Origin of the sequence: Salinimicrobium terrae DSM 17865, from assembly GCF_000424665.1 — a bacterium.
Classification (GTDB): domain Bacteria; phylum Bacteroidota; class Bacteroidia; order Flavobacteriales; family Flavobacteriaceae; genus Salinimicrobium; species Salinimicrobium terrae.
In genome coordinates, this window is record NZ_AUKI01000011.1 from 461962 (window position 1) to 480574 (window position 18613).

Below are 18613 nucleotides of genomic sequence, written 5' to 3' on the forward strand. Positions count from 1 at the left end.
TACTCAATTTTTTTATTCAACTTTCGCACTTTCCGGAGGGCCCAAATAAGATCCTCTATCTTCCCCGGTCTTGATGAGGATTTTTTGTAATACAATTCCTGTTTCAAGTGCATAAACTTTCAAGGTATGATTCCCCGGCTGAAGATCTATCATTGTACTTACTTTTGTAATGTTATTCGCTACTGAAGTGTCCCATTTGTCCTCGGTTTGCTCATGCATATTTATTACCTGAGGTTCTCCATCATCTATAGAATAAGCAAACTCAAGACCTCCCTGGTTCCTGAAATCAAGCGTTGGGGAGAAATAAAATTCCAACTCTGCCTCTTTTGAACTAAAGCTATGAAAATCATATGCCAGGTACGGGTTATTTTCAGAGATTTCCTGCTGAGTTGGCTCTTTAGGATAAGAAGCCATTGCAGATCCTGTCCTTCCAAGATTTGGAATTAATTCCCAGCCGTTACCGTTAACCCGATGGTTTTCAGAAAAATTAGAAGCTTCCATAGAAATGTATCCATTGCTTTCTACAAAACCTTTAATATTTCTGTTTTCCGGATTGTTTATAGACACTTCTACTGTCACTCTGTCTCCGGCTCCATTTATTCTGAAGGAGCCTCTGGTTTGTCCTTTTGGAACTTTGTCCCAATTTACCCTTACAAAAAGCCGTTTTTGACCCTTTATTGTACCTTTATCCTCAGAGACCTCTATCCAGGAAGGTTTCTTCTGAATCTTATACTGAAAAGATTCCTGGCCTTTGTTAAATACCTCAACATAAAATTCCTGATCGTTAAATGGATCAAAGGTTGGTAAAGTAACACTGGAGCCGCTTCTCGTGACCACTCTTTCTGTACCCTGAGCCGCTACTCCCATTTCAGCTTTTTCAGGGAGACTGATCTCTTTTACTTCGGGCATGTTGTTCTGGTCGGGTTGTTGCCAGTAGGTATAGCCAATGTGGGTTTGAGACATCATGTGGTTCCATTTCCCATCTGCTAAATCAGTGTGATACTGCTCCGTTAGCTCAGCATCTTTGTCAAACAGTTCCTTTGTCCTTTCAGCGTATTTATTCGCTGATGCTCTACCCTGCTCTGCATATAAATTGTTTTTTGCAGCTGACACATAGAGCTCATTAAGGTTTGCCGATGCCTTTACAGGAAACAGTACCAGTTGAAAATATGCATCTTTATATTTTTCTGAAATCTGCGCATAGATCGCTTCAGCTCTTTCTTCAAGTTCCCGGTATTCCTCTACAATTCTATCAGCTTCATTAAAATTGGTAAGGCTGTAAGTCTCAGGGCTGATTAATTCCGGTTTCCTACGGCTATTGTATTTGGTATAGGTAAGTAGTATGTCTGCTATTTCTTCAGAAAACTTTTCTCCTAACTGCCTTGCAGCCCAATCCTCCGTGTATTCCCTCAGGTCTCCGGCTCCTATTTTTTCAGGATCCCAGGCAAAGTCCAGGAAAAAACTTGTCGGGTATTCCATTGGTTTAATATCACCCACATTCACGATCCACAATTCGTTTGCCCCAAATTCATATGCTAAATTCATTTGTTCCCACACCCGGGAGATCTGGGTGGTATTGATCCACTTGTAATTTCTCGGCCCCCCTACATAATCAAAGTGATAGTAAATTCCGTAGCCGCCTTCTCTTGGAGCATCATCAGGATTTGGAAGTTTGCGGATATTCCCCCAATTGTCATCTGCCAAAAGCAGCGTCACATCATCGGGCACGCGCATTCCCTGATCATAATAATCCTGTACTTCCTTATAAAGTGCCCATACCTGCGGAGTCTCCTCTGCCGGCTTTCCGGTAACTTCGGAAATTATCTCCCGCTGGTCTGCTACAATTTTTTCTAAAAGCTCAATCGCTGTGCCTTCGCTCATGGGTTCGTCACCATCTCCGCGCATTCCTACTGTGACTACACTTTCAAATTCACCCATACGTTCCACTCCACCTTTCCAGAATTCCTGAAGGTTCTGCGGATTCGTGTTATAATTCCATTCCCCTTCCCCAAAGCGGCGCCATTCATCATGTGCACGCATTAATGGCTCGTGGTGGGAAGTTCCTATTACTACACCATATTCATCTGCCAATACGGGATTGCGGGGATCATCATCGTAAAAGGCGCGCCCCCACATCGCCGGCCACAGGTAATTTCCCTGCATACGGAGAATTAATTCGAACACGTGCTCATAAAATTCACTGTTGAATCCGCCGAAATTTTCTGTTGCCCATCCTGCAAGTGCCGGCGCTTCATCATTAATAAATATGCCGCGATACTTCATTTTGGGGGTACCTCTGGAATGAACTCCCGGTTGTACATAAAGTACATCTGCCTCATCTGCCGGAACATCTGCCCAATAGTACCAGGGAGAAACACCAATTTCCTGTGAAACATCATACATTCCGAAAATAGTTCCGCGTTTATCGCTTCCAACGATTACCAACGCCTGCTTCACCCCCGGAAAAGGATCGTTTACCACCTGAATCGCGAAAGTTTCCCATTTTCCCTCAATTTCTGAAACATCAATTTTGTTGTTCTGAACAAGTTGGTAGATAAGGCTGCTCTTTCCCAGCGTGCCCACAATTACAGGCATATCCGAATTTATTTCAGCACTTGTCTGAAGCTCCGGAAGCTTACCTGTTACCCTTTCAATATCCTTTTGAAAATCTTCAGCCACAAGATGAACTCCTTTAAAATCATTTTCATCAAGAAAGATTGTCGCAGTACCATTTTGTGACACCAAAGGAAAATATCCGCTTTTTTCAGAAGTAGCGATGTATGATTCCTGCGCAAAAAGCACGGCGCTGATTCCCGGCATCAACAGGAATAAAATTAAGTTGAACGTGTTTCTTAATCGAGCAGTCATAGTTAGAGATTTTCTATTTTTCTACATTCACGTCTTCTTCATTCTCAAAGTCCACGACTTCGTAGTATGCTTTTTTCCGCTCCATATTTTCATCAAATAACAGCGGATAATTTTTCCTGCCTTCCACCGGATAATGATCCAACCATGAATATTGATCTGAAAGGTTCCAGAAAGTCACTCCTGTCAGGACATCTTTATAATCCCGAAAGACGTCAAAGAACATATCATAAGCCTCTATTTGACGCTGTTCAAGTTCGGGCGTGAATTCATCCACATCCTCAGGTGTAAGTTCCCGTTTTTCTTTCTCCCAGGGATAAAGGGAAACATCCAGTTCTGTGATCTGAACGTCAAGGCCTAAAGAAGAATACATATCGAGAGCTTTTCTCAATTCCTCTTCAGAAGGACCATAAATTGACCAGTGTCCCTGAATTCCTACCCCATCAATCGGTACATCGTTTTCAACAAGGTTCTTCAGCATTTTATATATCCTGTCCCTTTTTTCAGGAATAATTGCATTGTAGTCGTTGTAATAAAGCTTTGCATCAGGATCGGCCGCGTGTGCATATTCGAAAGCTTTCGCAATAAAATCTTCACCGATGATCTCCAGCCACTCAGACTTGCGGAGCAATTCATCAGGATTATCAGCGATTGCTTCGTTTACTACATCCCAGGAGTAGATCGTTCCTTTATAACGACCAACTACAGAATCAATATGAGTTTTCATCCGTCTAAGTAGCTCCTCCCTGTCGACCTTATTTCCATCTTCATCTTCAAAGATCCAGCCGCCGGTCTGCTGATGCCACACCAAGGCATGACCGCGCATTTTTAGGTCATTCTCACGGGCAAATTCAGCCATAGCATCTGCATGCTCCCAATTAAAACGATCTTTTTCGGGATGAATGGGTCCCATTTTCATAACATTTTCCGGAGTAATACTATTAAATTCCTGTTTGATAAGTTCAGCAGATTCTCCTTTAATAGTACTTGGTGCGACCGCCACGCCCATGGGGAAATAATCTGAATAATAATCTTTCAGGCCTTTTTCCTGCTCTTGTTCTTCAGCGGCCAGGGTCGCCTGCTCTTCATTACCAGATCCATTTTTACAACCAGTAAGGAGTGCAATAGACAGCAACAAAAAAGTCGACTTTTTTAAAATATTGAGATGTGTCATGTTTTTTATTTTAGAGTTTCAAGTATTCCGAGTTCAAGACCCCGCAATTCGGCAAGACCTTTTAACCGACCAATAAATGAGTAGCCGGCATAATATTTTTTATCTTTTTCCATTGAATGCAAATACCCGTGATCGGGCCGCATTGGAATGCTTTTTTCTTTCTCCTGCTGAAGTTTAACAATTTTCTTCATCACTTCGGTCATAGGAACATCTCCATCTAAATGGTCCGATTCCATAAAAACTCCTGATGCTTCTTTCCTCACATTCCGCAGGTGCAAAAAGTGGATCCTATCACTGAATTTATCAAAGATCTCCAGTAGGTCATTATCGGGGTTTGCGCCCAAAGAACCGGTGCAATAGCAAAGTCCATTTGCGTTAATATCGACATTATTGAAAATATATTCCAAATCCTCCTGCTTACTTACCACCCTTGGCAGCCCTAACACCGAAAAAGGCGGATCATCGGGATGGATAGCCAGTTTTACACCACTTTCTGCCGCTACAGGAGCGACTTCAGATAAAAACGCAACGAGATTTTCCCGTAATTTCTCATCATTAATATGCTGATAGGTCTCCAACTGTTCCTTTATAATTTCAGGAGTGAAATTTTCTTTACTTCCCGGAAGGCCAAGCAAAATGCTCTTAAAAAGTTGATCTTTTTCTTCCGAAGTAAGTTTTTCTCCCAATTTCTTTGCTTCAGCAATTGCCGCATCGGAATAATCATCTTCGACATTCTTCCTTTTCAGCAGAAAAAGATCAAAAAAAGCGAAAGTAACCGGATCATAACGCAAAACAGTGGCACCTTCCTTATTCTCAAAATGGTGCTCGGTGCGCACCCAATCCAGGATTGGCATGAAGTTATAGGCCACTACTTCAATTCCGCATTTTCCAATGTTTCGGAGACTGATCTTGTAGTCTTCTATGTACTGCTCGTAATTTCCGGATCTCTTTTTAATATCTTCGTGAACCGGAAGGCTTTCGATCACACTCCATTCCAGGCCAAGATCTTCAATTTCTGCTTTCCTCTCTAAAATGGCATTTTCGGTCCAGATTTCCCCTACCGGAATTTCGTGCAAAGCAGTAACAATTCCGGTAATTCCAGCTTGTTTTAGTTCCTTCAGCGAGAGTACGTCATTGGGACCGTACCAGCGCATTGTCTGAGTCATTTTATACATCCTAAAAACCTATTGAGTTTCCACCATCTATCGGCAGAACCGTTCCGGTGGTAAATTTTGATTCTGAAGTTGCAAAGTAAAAAACTGCATCTGCAACATCTGAAGGTTCTCCCAGTCTACCCATTGGGGTTCTGGAAAGCACTTTATTCTTACGTTCGGGATCATTATCCAAAGCCTTACTCGACATGTTGGTTTTTATGAATCCCGGGGCCACAGCATTCACTCTAATTCCAAACTGAGAAAGATCTACAGCCATTGCACGGGTCATCCCATCTATTGCAGTTTTACTGGCCGAGTAGGCAATTACCTTTGGTATACCGTATTGGGCAGCCATGGAGCTGATGTTGATAATACTTCCGGAGTTGTTTTTCTTCATTACTTTCGCAACTTCCCTGCTCACGGCAAAAAGGGCCAGAACGTTGGTGTGAAGGATTGACTGGAAATCCTCATTCGTAACTTCCAGAAATTCTTTTTTCATATTTATTCCTGCATTGTTCACCAGGATATCAATTTTCCCTGCTTCCTCAGCCAGTTTAGCCACAGCTCCCGGAATCTCTTCAAGATTGTTCAGGTCGAGGATAAATGGCCTGGCATTTGGCCCCAACTCTTCGCAAGCTTTTAAGGTTTTTTCCTCGTTTCGTCCGTTTACATATGTAATAATCCCATTGTCACAAAATTTCTTTGCAGTTGCAAATCCGAGTCCGGCATTTGCACCGGTAACAATAGCTATTAATTTATTTTCCATATTTTTTAATTCGTATGTTTAATCGTTTAATGCCAGGTAGGACTTATACCGGGGGCATAAGGAAATTCCAGAGCCTGATAATATTCCAGATCATGTTCGGGTTCAGGAATGAATTCGGGTAATTCCATTTCGGAGAATTGCTGAAAATACAGCAAAACCGCATTCCGCCACCACTTAGCTTCTTTCAGCTGAATTTGGAGCAGCATTTGAGTCTTTTCAAACCTTTGATCATCCACATATTCTTCCATGTTATTCCAGGTTTCCACCATCTCCTCTACATCTTCCACGCCTTCCTGGTATTTTGCAGCCAGGTTGTACCACAAGGTATGGCCGTTTTCCATCTGGTAGTCCCACGGCACGTGATGAAACCACAGCAGGTATTTTTCGGGAGTTGTTTCTATAGATTCGTATTTTTCTGCAATAGGATCTGCATACTGGGCAAGTGCATCACTGCCTGAGGTTGTACGGTCAAAACCAACTCCTATAGAATCGGCCTTGTGGTAGTAAACAGGATTCCACTCTGGCCGTCCCAGATCATCTACCCAGGGACCGGGACCGTAATGATGTCCTGTATCCATAATATGATGAAGTCCGAGTGGTGTCATATAGTTCACGACAGCCTCTCTTGATTTCATCAGCAAATCGGTCATTTCATTCACAAACTCCTCTTCATTTGTAAAAGTCATTTGCAGCCATTCTTCGGCAATCTCTTCAGAATCCAGGTAAGGATCCCAGGCCAATCTTCCAAAGCCATACCAGTTCGCCTGTCCAAAAGGATGTTCTGTCCAGTTTTTTGCCGTTCCTATGTTAGCAACCCCGGCCATTCCCGTTAATTTTTTATTAGCTAAGCTGCCATCGATCACTTCTGCAACCGTCGAACCTTCTCCCTGAACAAAAGTATCTTCATCCAGAGTTTCTTCGAACATTTTGGGCAAATACACCAGGTGCGAACTGAAACCTAAATATTCCTGGGTGATCTGAAATTCCATCATCAGCGGAGTATTGGGCATCGCTCCAAACATTGGGTGAAACGGCTCCCGAGGCTGAAAATCTATAGGTCCGTTCTTCACCTGCACCAAGACATTGTCGTGAAACTGACCGTCAAAAGGCACAAATTCAGTATATGCTTGCTTCGCCCTGTCTTCAGGATCATGTTCTGAATACACAAATGCGCGCCACATCACTATTCCATCATGAGGAGCTACAGCTTCGGCCAGCATATTTGCGCCATCTACATGGGATCTTCCATAGTTGTTTGGTCCCGGTTGTCCTTCAGAATTTGCTTTAACTAAAAATCCTCCAAAGTCAGGGATTTCAGCATAGATTTCATCTGCTTTGTCTTTCCACCATTGTTTTACTTCCGGATCCAGAGGGTCGGCAGTTTCTAAATCCCCGGCTTCAATTGGGGAAGAAAAACGTGCGGTGAGATAAACTTTGATTCCATAAGGCCTAAATACATCGGCCAGGGCTTTTACTTTTTCAATGTACTGCGAAGTCAATACCACAGAACTGGCATTAACGTTGGTTAGCACGGTACCATTTATCCCTATGGAAGCATTGGCACGGGCATAGTCAACATATTCCGGCTTAATGAGTTCAGGCAGGTGATGCCAGTCCCAGATAGAAAAACCTGCATAACCTCTTTCCACTGTGCGATCCAGATTGTCCCAGTGATTTAACACTCTTATTTGGATCTTTGGAGAATCGGACAGTGCGATCTCCTGTATATTGTTCCTGAGCTGAATTTCTCTTATTAACCTAAAAGTTCCATAAAGAAGTCCCTCTTCTGTATTGGCGGTTATAACAGTAGCAGGTGTATTGCCTATGAATATTTTTTTAATAATATATCCCTCGGAATTAATATTTGCAAAATCTGAATTTAAAGAAGGTAATACATAAGAAGGCAAATTTTCCCGGGTTCCTATGACGAGACTGTTTTTCTGGATTGACAAGGCTTTCGGCAAATCGCCTTCAAAAAAACCCTTGTATGCATTTTTAAATTCCGAGACTGCAACCTCTATTGTTGGACCCGAACCATATAAAACTAAATTATTTAACTGCTCAGTATACTCCTCTTTAACAGACTCGTTCTCAATTTTATCGTACTGCAACCAAAGGTCATATCCGGTCTGGGCATGAAGTGCAAAAGGAGAAATAAATAATAAAAAAATAAAGGAAACTGCTTTAGTCATTTTCTGGGGATTAAAATTTAAAAAACACCACCGTGGTACGGATGGAAAAATAGACAAAATTTACCTTTCGGCAAAACATTTTACGCAATCGGTTGCGTCTCATTTAAATTTATGCTTTATTTGTTAAGATTCTGTTCTTCAAATAGCGTACCGAAGAATTAACTAACATCGCACTTCTCATGGAAAGATCAATCTTAAAGACAACTCTAAGCCTGTTAATTTGCCTCAATACCGGTTTCTTTTATGCACAAACAGCAGCAGAAGCACCGATTTATCCTTTTAATGACCCCAGTCTTAGTACAGAAAAACGTGTAGAGGATTTAGTCAATCGATTGACTTTGGAAGAAAAAGCCTGGCAAATGATGCACAACAGCCCTGCAATTGAACGGCTGGGCATTCCAGAATACAACTGGTGGAATGAGGCCCTGCACGGCATTGGAAGATCGGGTGTCGCGACTGTTTTTCCTCAGGCTATTGGAATGGGTGCTACTTTTGATGAAGATCTTATTTTAGAGGTAGCCACGGCAATTTCTGATGAAGCCAGGGCGACTCACAATACAGCAGTAAAGCATGGTTACCGCCGCCAGTATAGCGGACTTACCTTTTGGACGCCCAACATCAATATATTCAGAGATCCTCGCTGGGGACGAGGTCAGGAAACGTACGGGGAAGATCCGTTTTTAACAGCCCTCCTCGGAACTGCCTTTGTAAAAGGCCTGCAAGGAGATCATCCTAAATATCTTAAGACAGCAGCGGCCGCAAAACATTACGCAGTTCACAGCGGTCCTGAGAAACTGCGTCACGAATTTAATGCCGTTGCCTCACCAAAAGACATGTGGGAAACTTATTTACCTGCATTTAAAGCTTTGGTAGATGCAGATGTTGAAACAATCATGTGCGCCTACAATGCCACGAATGGGGAGCCTTGTTGTGCAAATAAATATTTATTACAGGACGTGCTCCGGGATAAATGGAATTTTGATGGTCATATTGTAAGCGACTGCTGGGCACTGGTGGATTTTTATGAAGGTCACAATGTAGTAGAAACCCCTGAAGAAGCTGCTGCTTTGGGGATTAAAAGCGGTGTAAATCTAAACTGCGGAAGCGTTTATCCTTCCCTCGTGGAGGCTGTAAACCAGGGGCTGGTAACTGAAGCAGAAATTGATGAGCAACTCGCCATCCTCTTAAAAACCAAATTCAAATTAGGCCTTTTTGACCCGGCAGAGGACAATCCATATTCACAGCTATCAGCTGAAAATCTGGATACTGATGAAAACAGGGCTCTGGCCAGGAAAGTTGCCCAGAAGTCGATCGTCCTGCTTAAGAACGACGATGTCCTTCCTCTCAAAAATGATCTTTCCAAGTACTTTATTACCGGCCCAAACGCCACCAGTATTGAAGTCCTTCTAGGAAATTACCACGGAATAAATCCCAATCTTGTTACTATTCTTGAAGGTCTCGCAGGAGCTATTGAACCTCAAAGCCAGATGCAGTACAGGCAGGGAACCTTACTAAATCATCCCAACGCCAACCCCCAGGACTGGGCTTCGCCCAATGCCGGAAATAGCGATGCTACAATTGCAGTATTAGGAATTTCAGGAGTTTTGGAAGGGGAAGAAGGAGAGTCTATCGCTTCAGAAACTTTTGGAGATCGTTTGGATTATAACCTGCCTCGAAACCAGATAGATTACCTTAAGAAACTGAATGAAGCGGCAGGTGATGCACCACTTATAGCCGTAATTACAGGTGGTAGTCCTATGAACCTTCAGGAAGTTCATGAACTTGCAGACGCTGTACTTCTTGTGTGGTATCCCGGAGAAGAAGGAGGAAACGCCGTTGCAGATGTCATTTTTGGAAAAGTATCACCTTCCGGAAGACTACCCATAACTTTCCCCAAATCCTTGGATGACCTTCCGCCGTATGAAGATTACACTATGGAGGGCAGAACGTATAAATACATGAATGAAGAACCCATGTATCCTTTTGGATTTGGCTTAAGTTTTACAGATTTTACTTACTCAGACATTAGCCTTTCAGATAAAAAGATCAGGAAAGGTAATTCACTAAATGCAGCGATAACAGTAACAAACACGGGGAATGCTAAAGCAGAAGAAGTTGTTCAATTATATGTTTCAGATTTAAATGCTTCTGTAAGAGCACCTAAATATCAGCTTTTTGGAGTGCAGAGAATAGAACTGGAACCTGGTGCTTCCGAAGAATTAACATTCGAGATCACACCCGAAATGATGGAACTAGTGAACCTGGAGGGAGAAAGAGTGCTGGAACCAGGCGATTTTAAAATCTATCTCGGAGGTTCAAGTCCGGGCAAAAGAAGTACAGAACTTGGAGTTGCTCCAACAAAGGAAGCAATTTTCACCTTAAAGTAGTTTCTAAAATCCAGAAGAAAAATGAAAAATTTTATAGACGATAATTTCCTTTTGGAAACAGAGGCTGCAAGAAAGTTATACCACGAGTATGCTAAAGACATGCCTATAATTGATTATCACTGCCATTTACCGGTAGAAGATATTGCCAATGACCGCCGGTTCAATAACCTTACTGAACTTTGGATTGAAGGTGATCATTATAAATGGCGGGCAATGCGGACTCTTGGTGTACCGGAGAAATTTATTACCGGCAACAGTACCCCCGAAGAAAAGTTTGGGAAGTGGGCCGAAACAATTCCATATGCTATGAGAAATCCACTTTATCACTGGACGCACCTTGAGCTCCAGCGATACTTTGGAATAACAGATATCCTTAGCCCTGCCAATGCAAGGAAGATTTACAACCAGTGTAATTCCCTGATTAAAACCCCCGCCTACTCTACCCGGAATTTACTGGTTAAAATGGACGTGAAAGTTGTTTGCACTACAGACGATCCTGCAGATGATCTTGATTATCACCGGCAAATAGCGGAGGACAACTTTGAAGTTCAGGTTTTACCCACTTTTCGACCGGACAGTCTTCTGAATATTGAAAATGCAGGTTTTGTCGATTATTTACAGCTAATATCGGGGAAAACAGAAATTGAAATTAGAGATCTCAAATCCTTGCTGAAGGCGACAGAAAGCAGGATAAATCATTTCCATGACCACAGCTGCAGATTATCTGATCACGGATTGGAATTCGCCTACTCCGAAGATTTTACTGAAGAGCAGCTTAATGAAATTCTTCAGAAAAGGTTAGCCGGAAAAAACCTCAATTCTGAAGAAGTAATGATCTACAAGTCCGGTTTACTGTTTTACCTTGGAAAATTTTATGCGGCCAAAAACTGGTCTATGCAGTTACACCTGGGACCCATAAGAGACACCAATAGCAGGATGTTAGAAAATCTGGGAGCTAATGCAGGAGTAGATAGCATAGGAGATTTTGAACAAGCAAAGCCGCTAGCGAAATTCCTTGATTCTCTGGACCGCATTAAGTCACTTCCAAAAACTATTCTATACAACGTAAATCCTGCAGAAAATGAAGTTATGGCTACCATGGCCGGGAATTTTGTGGGGGATTCCCAAAAAGGCAAAATCCAACATGGTTCTGCCTGGTGGTTTTTGGATCAAAAGGACGGCATTGAAAAACAATTAAATACAATCTCCAACATGGGTTTACTTAGTTGTTTTGTTGGGATGCTTACCGATAGCAGAAGCTTTCTTTCTGTGCCGCGTCACGAATATTTTAGAAGGATTTTATGTAATTTGTTCGGGAATGACATTGAAAAGAATGAGCTCCCTGCAGATTTTGATTGGATAGGTAAACTTATCCAGGATATTTGCTATTATAATGCCAATGAATTCTTTCAATTCCCTCAATTGGCAGATGTGGAAAAACAATCTTAAAAAAAGACATTTTTGACTATTCTGTTATGGGTTTTTTTCTTAGGCTGGAATCCCTAACAATAACCTCTGTATCCAACATGGTTATTTCTGAAACCCTGGAACCTTCACTGTCTTCGGAGTGATCCAGGATCCTTTTAGTAGAGAGTTCTCCCATTTTTCGTGCAGGATGAGAAATTGTGGATAGAGAAGGTTCCACGATAGAGGCGACAGGGTCATCATTGAAACCTATAATGGCAAGTTCATCAGGAATTTTCACCCCCACCTTTTTGGCGCCAAGGATAGCTCCAACAGCCGCAGCATCATTTGCGCAGAACAAACCATCTGGCGGCACATTCCCCTCTAGCAACTTCATCATTGCCTCTTTCCCCTCCTCGAGGCTCATTGTATCGAGTTCAATAATGAGTTCTTCGTCGACGACTTGTCCGTTTTCTAAAAGCGCATCCAAATATCCTTTTTTTCGCATGTTATAAACATTCACATGCTCTAAGCCGGCAAAGTGAGCAATTCTTTTACATCCTTGTTCAATAAGATGTCTTGTAGCCCTGTATCCTGCTGCATAATTATCAATAATTACCCGATAGGAATTAAAATCCTGAGGCACCCGATCAACAAAAACCACAGGTATATTTTTATCTAAAAACAGCTGAAAATGGCTATTATTACGGGTTTCCATGGCAAGAGATACTATAAGACCTCCAATCCTGCTGTCAAACATAGCTTTAGCATTTCTTACCTCATTTTCATATTTTTCATTAGACTGGCTTATAATTACATTATAACCTGCTTTCCTCGCAGCATCTTCAACCCCACTGATTAAGGTAGACATGAAAGGACTGTTAATCCTGGCTACCATTATTCCGATGGTTTTGCTTTTGTTATTTCGCAGACTCGCGGCTATGGAATTCGGACGGTACCCAAGATCTGAAGCGACCTTTTGAATCTCTTTTTTAGTTTTCTGACCAATACTCTTATGATTATTAAGAGCTCTGGAAATTGTGGAGGGAGAATAATTCAGCTGCCTGGCTAAATCATAAATGGTAACTTCCTTCTTTTTTTTCATTCGTAATTTTTGAGGAGCCTAAAAAGGAGGTTTAAAACCATCCGCCTTACGAATGTACGAAACTGTTAGAAGAAAATGTTAATACAGCCCGATTATCCATAAATTTTTAAGTATCAACAGCAGCTAACGTACAACAGGAGATAAGATGAAACAGGTAAACCTTTTAACAAAAGCTTCAATTTCTCCTTCTCTAAAATTCAAAATTGAAGCCTTTTTCTGTCAACTTGTGGTAAATTTTTTCATCAAAACTATAAAGCTTAGCCGCCCTGTGAGAAACCCCTACCTGTTTTTCATTGAGATCACGTAGAAGTTTCATTTTTAAAATTTTCCTTCGGAAATTGGGTTTATCCATCTCAATTCCCAATATTTCCTCGTAAAGATGCATTAACTCCAAAAGAGTGAATTTTTCTGGTAGAAGATTAAATCCGATAGGAGCCTGACGGATGCGGTTTCGCAAATGTCGTAGGCTGAAATTCAGGATTTGGTTGTGGTCATAGATGAGATCCGGGATATCCTTCATCTTAAACCAACCTACCTCAGAAGCCGTAAAACCGGCCTTCAACCTGTAATTTTCCCGCTTCACAAGCGCATAATATCCTATGGTTATTACTCTATCCAAAGGAAACCGGTCTGGATCACCAAAAGCCTTCAGCTGCTCCAGAAATAACTTATCCAATCCTGTTAATTCCCGCAATAAACGATAAGCTGCAGCGTCGGTACTTTCCTTTTTCTTTATCCATCCTCCCGGAAGACCCCATTTCCCTTTACTGATTCCTTCGGCATGCTTTACTAACAGAATCTCCAGGCTCCCCTCCTGAAATCCAAAGATCACGCAGTCAATAGTAATTGACGTCATGGCATCGGTCTCAATTAAATCCTTCTTATTATTTACGGCATCCTTGTGCATACGAGGCTCAAATTATTGGACTGCCAAATTGAAGAATGCAACCTGGCAAAATATATAGTAAAACTCAGGAATATGTTATCAATATATTGCTAAAGTAAAAATTAATATTTAAACTTGTAGTCAAATAAACTATAAGATATATTTAACACTTCAATAGATGGCGACAACACCCACAAGTAAGAAAAGCATTTATCTCATAACGGTGGTAGCCAGTTTAGGCGGTCTACTCTTTGGTTATGACACTGCAGTGATATCCGGGGCTGTAGGGGCTCTTGAAAATTATTTCATCTTTGCACTGGAATCAGATCCAGTGTTTGCAGCCACGAGTATTTTCCAGTTCAAGGTAATTCTAAGTATATGTATTGGTGCGATTGTACTGCTTTTTAGTTCTTTTATCCTCAAATTTTTTAAACGCAGTACAGCATACACGATCATTGCTCTATTCTTTATTATAGGTGGGGCTTTATACTATTTCCAGTTTCTTGCTTTGCCCGATGTTCTTACAGAAAACCTTAGAAACTCTATACTGGGCTTCATGATAAGCAGTGCACTGGTGGGATGTATAATAGGGGCCTCTTTTGGAGATAATATTGCCAATTCAATTGGCCGCCGGAACGGTTTAATCGTAGCGGCCTTTCTTTTCCTAATTTCGGCATGTGGTTCAGCTTATCCTGAAGCCATGGATATATTTCCTGGAAATAACCTTTCTTCGTTTATAATTTATAGGATAATTGGTGGTATTGGAGTGGGGCTTGCCAGTATGCTTGCGCCACTTTATATAGCTGAAATGGCCCCTGCTGATATCAGGGGAAAACTGGTTTCTTTTAACCAGTTCGCAATCGTTACAGGGATGCTAATCGTCTATTTCGTTAATTACTTTATCGTTAGCGGACAAACTGAGGAGTGGATTAATGAGACAGGATGGAGACTCATGTTTTTATCTGAAGGTATTCCCGCTCTTTTATTCCTTCTTTTCCTTTTAATGGTCCCGAAAACCCCAAGATTCCAGACCATGAAAGGCAATGAAGAGAATGCCATAAAAGTTCTTACAAAATTAAACGGACCCGAAAGAGCTACCGAGATTTTAGCAGAAATTAAAGCTTCTTTCAGTAGAACCAGATCACACTGGCTCACATTTGGTTGGGGAGTCGTTGTAATAGGAATTATGCTTTCTATTTTTCAGCAATTCGTGGGAATTAACGTTGTCCTTTATTATGCTCCCGAAATTTTTAGGGGAATGGGTATGGAAACAGATGCTTCTATGCTGCAAACTATTATCGTAGGTGCTATAAACATGTTGTTTACTGTACTGGCAATCATGACAGTAGATAAATTTGGAAGAAAGAAGTTAATGATGATAGGTAGCGCTGTTATGGCAATTGCAATGATAGGCCTGGGCTTCACTCTTTACCTTGAGGTGGAAGGACTTCCTGCTTTACTCCTTATGCTACTATACATAGCGGCTTTCGCAATGTCGTGGGGTCCTGTAGTGTGGGTACTGCTTTCGGAAATTTTCCCAAACAAGATCAAAGGAGTCATGGCAGTTGCCGTAGCGGTACAATGGCTTGCTAACCTGGCGGTTTCATGGACTTTCCCAATGATGAACAATAACGAAGCTCTTGTTGAAAGTTTTAATCATGGCTTTTCATACTGGATATATGGAATAATGGCAATCCTTTCCGGCTTATTCATCTGGAAATATGTACCGGAAACTAAAGGAAGAACACTCGAAGACATGGAAAACCTGTGGATTCGCAAAAAACAAGATTAATATGTATTTTTTAGGAATTGACCTGGGAAGCTCTTCTATAAAGTTATCCCTTCTGGATGCTGAAAAAGGGAAAATTATAGGTTCTGTAACCGCTCCCGAATTTGAGATGGAAATGATTGCACCACAGTTTGGATGGGCAGAACAACACCCTGAAAAATGGTGGCAATATGTAAAACAAGGACTGGGCGAGTTAAGCCAGAAGGGCCTGGACCTTAAAAAAGTAAAAGGTATTGGCATAGCTTATCAAATGCATGGTCTGGTTCTTACAGATGAGAATCTGGAGCCAGTAAGACCTTCCATCATTTGGTGTGATAGCCGGGCAGCAGAGATAGGAAATGCGGCCGCCGATAAAATTGGGCTGGAAAATTGCCAAAAACAAATTTTAGGAAGCCCCGGAAATTTTACTGCTTCCAAACTCAAGTGGGTAAAAGAAAACGAGCCGGAGCTTTTCGCCAAAGCAAAATACATGATGCTGCCCGGCGATTATATAGCGGCAAAATTGTCCAAAGTTCCCCAAACTACATCTTCCGGTCTTTCTGAAGCTGCATTGTGGAATTTTTCTGAAGGAAAACTGGCCAAAAAAATCCTGGAACAAATGGGACTTCCTGAAGAAGTTGTACCAGAGATCGTACCCACATTTGGACATCAGGCAAAAATCCATGCAGATGTGGCAAGCGAATTAGGTCTTAACAGTGATGTGGAAATAACGTATCGCGCAGGAGACCAGCCAAATAACGCGTTGTCTCTAAATGTTTTGAACCCCGGGGAAATTGCCACTACAGCAGGAACTTCTGCTGTAATTTACGCAGTTACCGATAAGGATGTGTATGATGAAAAAAGCCGAATTAATACTTTTCTGCACGTAAGTAATACTCCGGAAGAAAAGCGTAACGGACTCCTAGGGATTATTAATGGTTCGGGAATTCTATATCAATGGTTACGAAAAGTGGTATCTGTGGGTAACCAGGAACTCCTTTCCTATGATGTACTTAACCGGGAAGCTGCAAAGGTAAAACCCGGCAGTGAAAATCTTCGATTTTATCCTTTTGGTAACGGTGTGGAACGGATTTTTAACAATAAACAGGCAAATTCCGGCATAGAAAATCTTAACTTTAATATCCATCAACCCCCGCATTTAATTCGTTCAGCATGTGAAGGTATTGTGTTTGCAATGAATTATGGTTTTGATGTCATTAAATCTCTGGGTACATCTGGAGAAGTGGTGCGCGCCGGAAAAGGAAATCTTTTCCTCAGTCCGGTTTTTAGAGAAATTTTTTGCAACACCACTCAGGCCAAACTTGAACTTTACAATACCTCTGGAGCTGAAGGAGCAGCCAGGGGCGCTGCCTATGGTTTTGGTTACTATGACAGTTTGAAGGACGCATTGGGAAAATTAGAATGCCTGGAAACCTTAGAGCCTAATAAGGAACTGTCCCAAAAATATCAGGACATTTATGAACAATGGAAAATGAATATTAAAATAGAAAATGACTAATTATGAGTACAAATAAATTTTTTAAAGACATTGACCAAATAAAATTTGAAGGTAGAGATAGTGACAACCCTTTAGCTTTTAAGTGGTATGACGAGAATAAAGTAGTTGCAGGAAAAACCTTAAAAGAACATTTAAGGTTTGCAACTGCATACTGGCACACATTCAATAATACGGGAGCAGATCCTTTTGGACCCGGAACAGAAACTTTTGCCTGGGACAAGAGCAATGATCCAATTACACGCGCAAAAGACAAAATGGACGCTGCTTTTGAATTCATGACAAAGTTAGGGAGCCCGTTTTACTGTTTCCACGATGTGGACGTCGTAGATGAAGCTCCAACCCTGGCGGAGTTTGAAAAAAGACTTCAGACAATGGTCGAATATGCTAAACAAAAGCAGAAGGAAAGCGGAATCAAACTTCTTTGGGGAACATCAAATCTTTTTAGTAATCCCCGCTATATGAATGGTGCAGCCACAAATCCTAATTTTGATGTAGTAGCCTTTGCCGGGGCCCAGGCCAAGATTGCCCTGGATGCTACAATGGAACTTGGAGGAGAAAACTACGTTTTCTGGGGTGGCCGTGAAGGATATATGAGCCTTCTAAACACAGATATGAAAAGAGAATTAGACCATCTTGGTCGTTTTCTGAACACCTGTAAAGACTATGCCCGCAAACAAGGATTTAAAGGGAATTTCTTTATTGAGCCCAAACCAATGGAGCCTACCAAGCATCAATATGATTATGATGCAGCCACTTCCCTCCAGTTCATCAACAAATATGGATTAGAGAATGATTTCAAATTAAATCTTGAGGTGAACCACGGTACTCTTGCAGGCCACACCTTTGAACATGAATTGCAGGTGGCTGTTGATGCCGGAATGTTGGGAAGCATTGATGCGAATAGAGGAGATTATCAGAATGGATGGGATACAGATCAATTCCCAATTGATATTTTTGAGATAACTCAGGCAATGCTCATCATTCTTGAAGGTGGAGGAATACAGGGCGGAGGAATTAATTTTGATGCTAAAGTACGTCGTAATTCAACCGACCTGGAAGATAAATTTATCGCACATATTGCCGGAATGGATGTATTCGCCAGAGGATTGATCTGCGCTAATAATGTTCTTGAAAATACAAACTATAAAAAGATTCGAAAAGATCGCTATGCATCCTTTGATTCCGGTAACGGAGCGAAGTTTGAAAAGGGAGAGCTTTCTCTTGAAGAACTTAGTAAAATAGGACGTGAAAATGGTGAACCAAAGCAAATAAGCGGAAAGCAGGAGTTGCTAGAGCAAATTATTGCAAATTCATACTAGTATTTTAGTAACACCATTTTCGACCAAATATAAAAGCCGGAGCCGTAATGGCTTCGGTTTTACACACCATATTA

The 18613-nt window shown here is 41.5% G+C and carries 12 protein-coding genes; 5 read left to right on the forward strand and 7 right to left on the reverse strand.

Annotated elements, in window-relative coordinates; all coding sequences use genetic code 11:
* Nucleotides 1-12 precede the first annotated feature (12 nt).
* From H148_RS0104745 to H148_RS0104765, 5 genes are read right to left on the reverse strand one after another with little or no spacing between them, the layout of a single operon-like run.
* A complete protein-coding gene (locus H148_RS0104745; RefSeq protein ID WP_029033779.1) occupies nucleotides 13-2868 on the reverse strand; it encodes a glycosyl hydrolase 115 family protein in 2856 nt (951 codons plus the stop codon).
* Between the two features lie 13 nt (nucleotides 2869-2881).
* Entirely contained in the window at nucleotides 2882-4039 is a 1158-nt protein-coding gene (locus H148_RS17230; RefSeq protein ID WP_037324611.1) for an endo-1,4-beta-xylanase, read from the reverse strand.
* A gap of 5 nt (nucleotides 4040-4044) precedes the next feature.
* Nucleotides 4045-5205 (reverse strand): mannonate dehydratase, encoded by a 1161-nt coding sequence (gene uxuA, locus H148_RS0104755; protein WP_211222973.1) that lies wholly within the window; start codon nucleotides 5203-5205, stop codon nucleotides 4045-4047.
* Nucleotides 5206-5215: 10 nt separating this feature from the next.
* Nucleotides 5216-5959, reverse strand: coding sequence for an SDR family NAD(P)-dependent oxidoreductase (locus H148_RS0104760; protein WP_029033781.1), 744 nt, complete (start codon nucleotides 5957-5959; stop codon nucleotides 5216-5218).
* Between the two features lie 26 nt (nucleotides 5960-5985).
* A complete protein-coding gene (locus tag H148_RS0104765) occupies nucleotides 5986-8151 on the reverse strand; it encodes an alpha-glucuronidase family glycosyl hydrolase (RefSeq protein WP_037324612.1) in 2166 nt (721 codons plus the stop codon).
* A gap of 179 nt (nucleotides 8152-8330) precedes the next feature.
* Between H148_RS0104765 and H148_RS0104770 the strand changes: the two genes are divergently transcribed.
* The gene (locus H148_RS0104770; protein ID WP_029033783.1) at nucleotides 8331-10538 is read left to right on the forward strand and encodes a glycoside hydrolase family 3 C-terminal domain-containing protein; all 2208 of its coding nucleotides are present in this window, start codon (nucleotides 8331-8333) and stop codon (nucleotides 10536-10538) included.
* A gap of 21 nt (nucleotides 10539-10559) precedes the next feature.
* Nucleotides 10560-11987 carry a glucuronate isomerase gene (gene uxaC / locus H148_RS0104775; protein WP_029033784.1) on the forward strand — a complete coding sequence of 476 codons (1428 nt, stop codon included), beginning with the start codon at nucleotides 10560-10562 and terminating at the stop codon, nucleotides 11985-11987.
* Between the two features lie 16 nt (nucleotides 11988-12003).
* Here uxaC and H148_RS0104780 read toward each other — a convergent pair whose 3' ends face one another.
* Together H148_RS0104780 and H148_RS0104785 are read right to left on the reverse strand one after the other, a co-directional pair.
* A complete protein-coding gene (locus tag H148_RS0104780; RefSeq protein WP_029033785.1) occupies nucleotides 12004-13047 on the reverse strand; it encodes a LacI family DNA-binding transcriptional regulator in 1044 nt (347 codons plus the stop codon).
* Between the two features lie 190 nt (nucleotides 13048-13237).
* A complete protein-coding gene (locus H148_RS0104785) occupies nucleotides 13238-13954 on the reverse strand; it encodes an NUDIX hydrolase (protein ID WP_029033786.1) in 717 nt (238 codons plus the stop codon).
* 157 nt (nucleotides 13955-14111) lie between these two features.
* On the opposite strand from H148_RS0104785, the gene xylE reads away from it, so the two are divergent.
* From xylE to xylA, 3 genes are read left to right on the forward strand one after another with little or no spacing between them, the layout of a single operon-like run.
* A complete protein-coding gene (gene xylE, locus H148_RS0104790) occupies nucleotides 14112-15725 on the forward strand; it encodes a D-xylose transporter XylE (protein ID WP_029033787.1) in 1614 nt (537 codons plus the stop codon).
* Between the two features lies 1 nt (nucleotide 15726).
* Nucleotides 15727-17220 carry a xylulokinase gene (locus H148_RS0104795; protein WP_029033788.1) on the forward strand — a complete coding sequence of 498 codons (1494 nt, stop codon included), beginning with the start codon at nucleotides 15727-15729 and terminating at the stop codon, nucleotides 17218-17220.
* 2 nt (nucleotides 17221-17222) lie between these two features.
* Nucleotides 17223-18539: a xylose isomerase gene (xylA, locus tag H148_RS0104800; protein WP_029033789.1), complete on the forward strand. Its 1317-nt coding sequence runs from the start codon at nucleotides 17223-17225 to the stop codon at nucleotides 18537-18539.
* Nucleotides 18540-18613: the final 74 nt, after the last annotated feature.

Bases quoted from the DNA above. Each gene is read 5' to 3' on its own strand.
- H148_RS0104745 (WP_029033779.1), bottom strand. From the start codon at position 2,868: ATGACTGCTCGATTAAGAAACACGTTCAACTTAATTTTATTCCTGTTG.
- H148_RS17230 (WP_037324611.1), bottom strand. From the start codon at position 4,039: ATGACACATCTCAATATTTTAAAAAAGTCGACTTTTTTGTTGCTGTCT.
- uxuA (WP_211222973.1), bottom strand. From the start codon at position 5,205: ATGACTCAGACAATGCGCTGGTACGGTCCCAATGACGTACTCTCGCTG.
- H148_RS0104760 (WP_029033781.1), bottom strand. From the start codon at position 5,959: ATGGAAAATAAATTAATAGCTATTGTTACCGGTGCAAATGCCGGACTC.
- H148_RS0104765 (WP_037324612.1), bottom strand. From the start codon at position 8,151: ATGACTAAAGCAGTTTCCTTTATTTTTTTATTATTTATTTCTCCTTTT.
- H148_RS0104770 (WP_029033783.1), top strand. From the start codon at position 8,331: ATGGAAAGATCAATCTTAAAGACAACTCTAAGCCTGTTAATTTGCCTC.
- uxaC (WP_029033784.1), top strand. From the start codon at position 10,560: ATGAAAAATTTTATAGACGATAATTTCCTTTTGGAAACAGAGGCTGCA.
- H148_RS0104780 (WP_029033785.1), bottom strand. From the start codon at position 13,047: ATGAAAAAAAAGAAGGAAGTTACCATTTATGATTTAGCCAGGCAGCTG.
- H148_RS0104785 (WP_029033786.1), bottom strand. From the start codon at position 13,954: ATGCACAAGGATGCCGTAAATAATAAGAAGGATTTAATTGAGACCGAT.
- xylE (WP_029033787.1), top strand. From the start codon at position 14,112: ATGGCGACAACACCCACAAGTAAGAAAAGCATTTATCTCATAACGGTG.
- H148_RS0104795 (WP_029033788.1), top strand. From the start codon at position 15,727: ATGTATTTTTTAGGAATTGACCTGGGAAGCTCTTCTATAAAGTTATCC.
- xylA (WP_029033789.1), top strand. From the start codon at position 17,223: ATGAGTACAAATAAATTTTTTAAAGACATTGACCAAATAAAATTTGAA.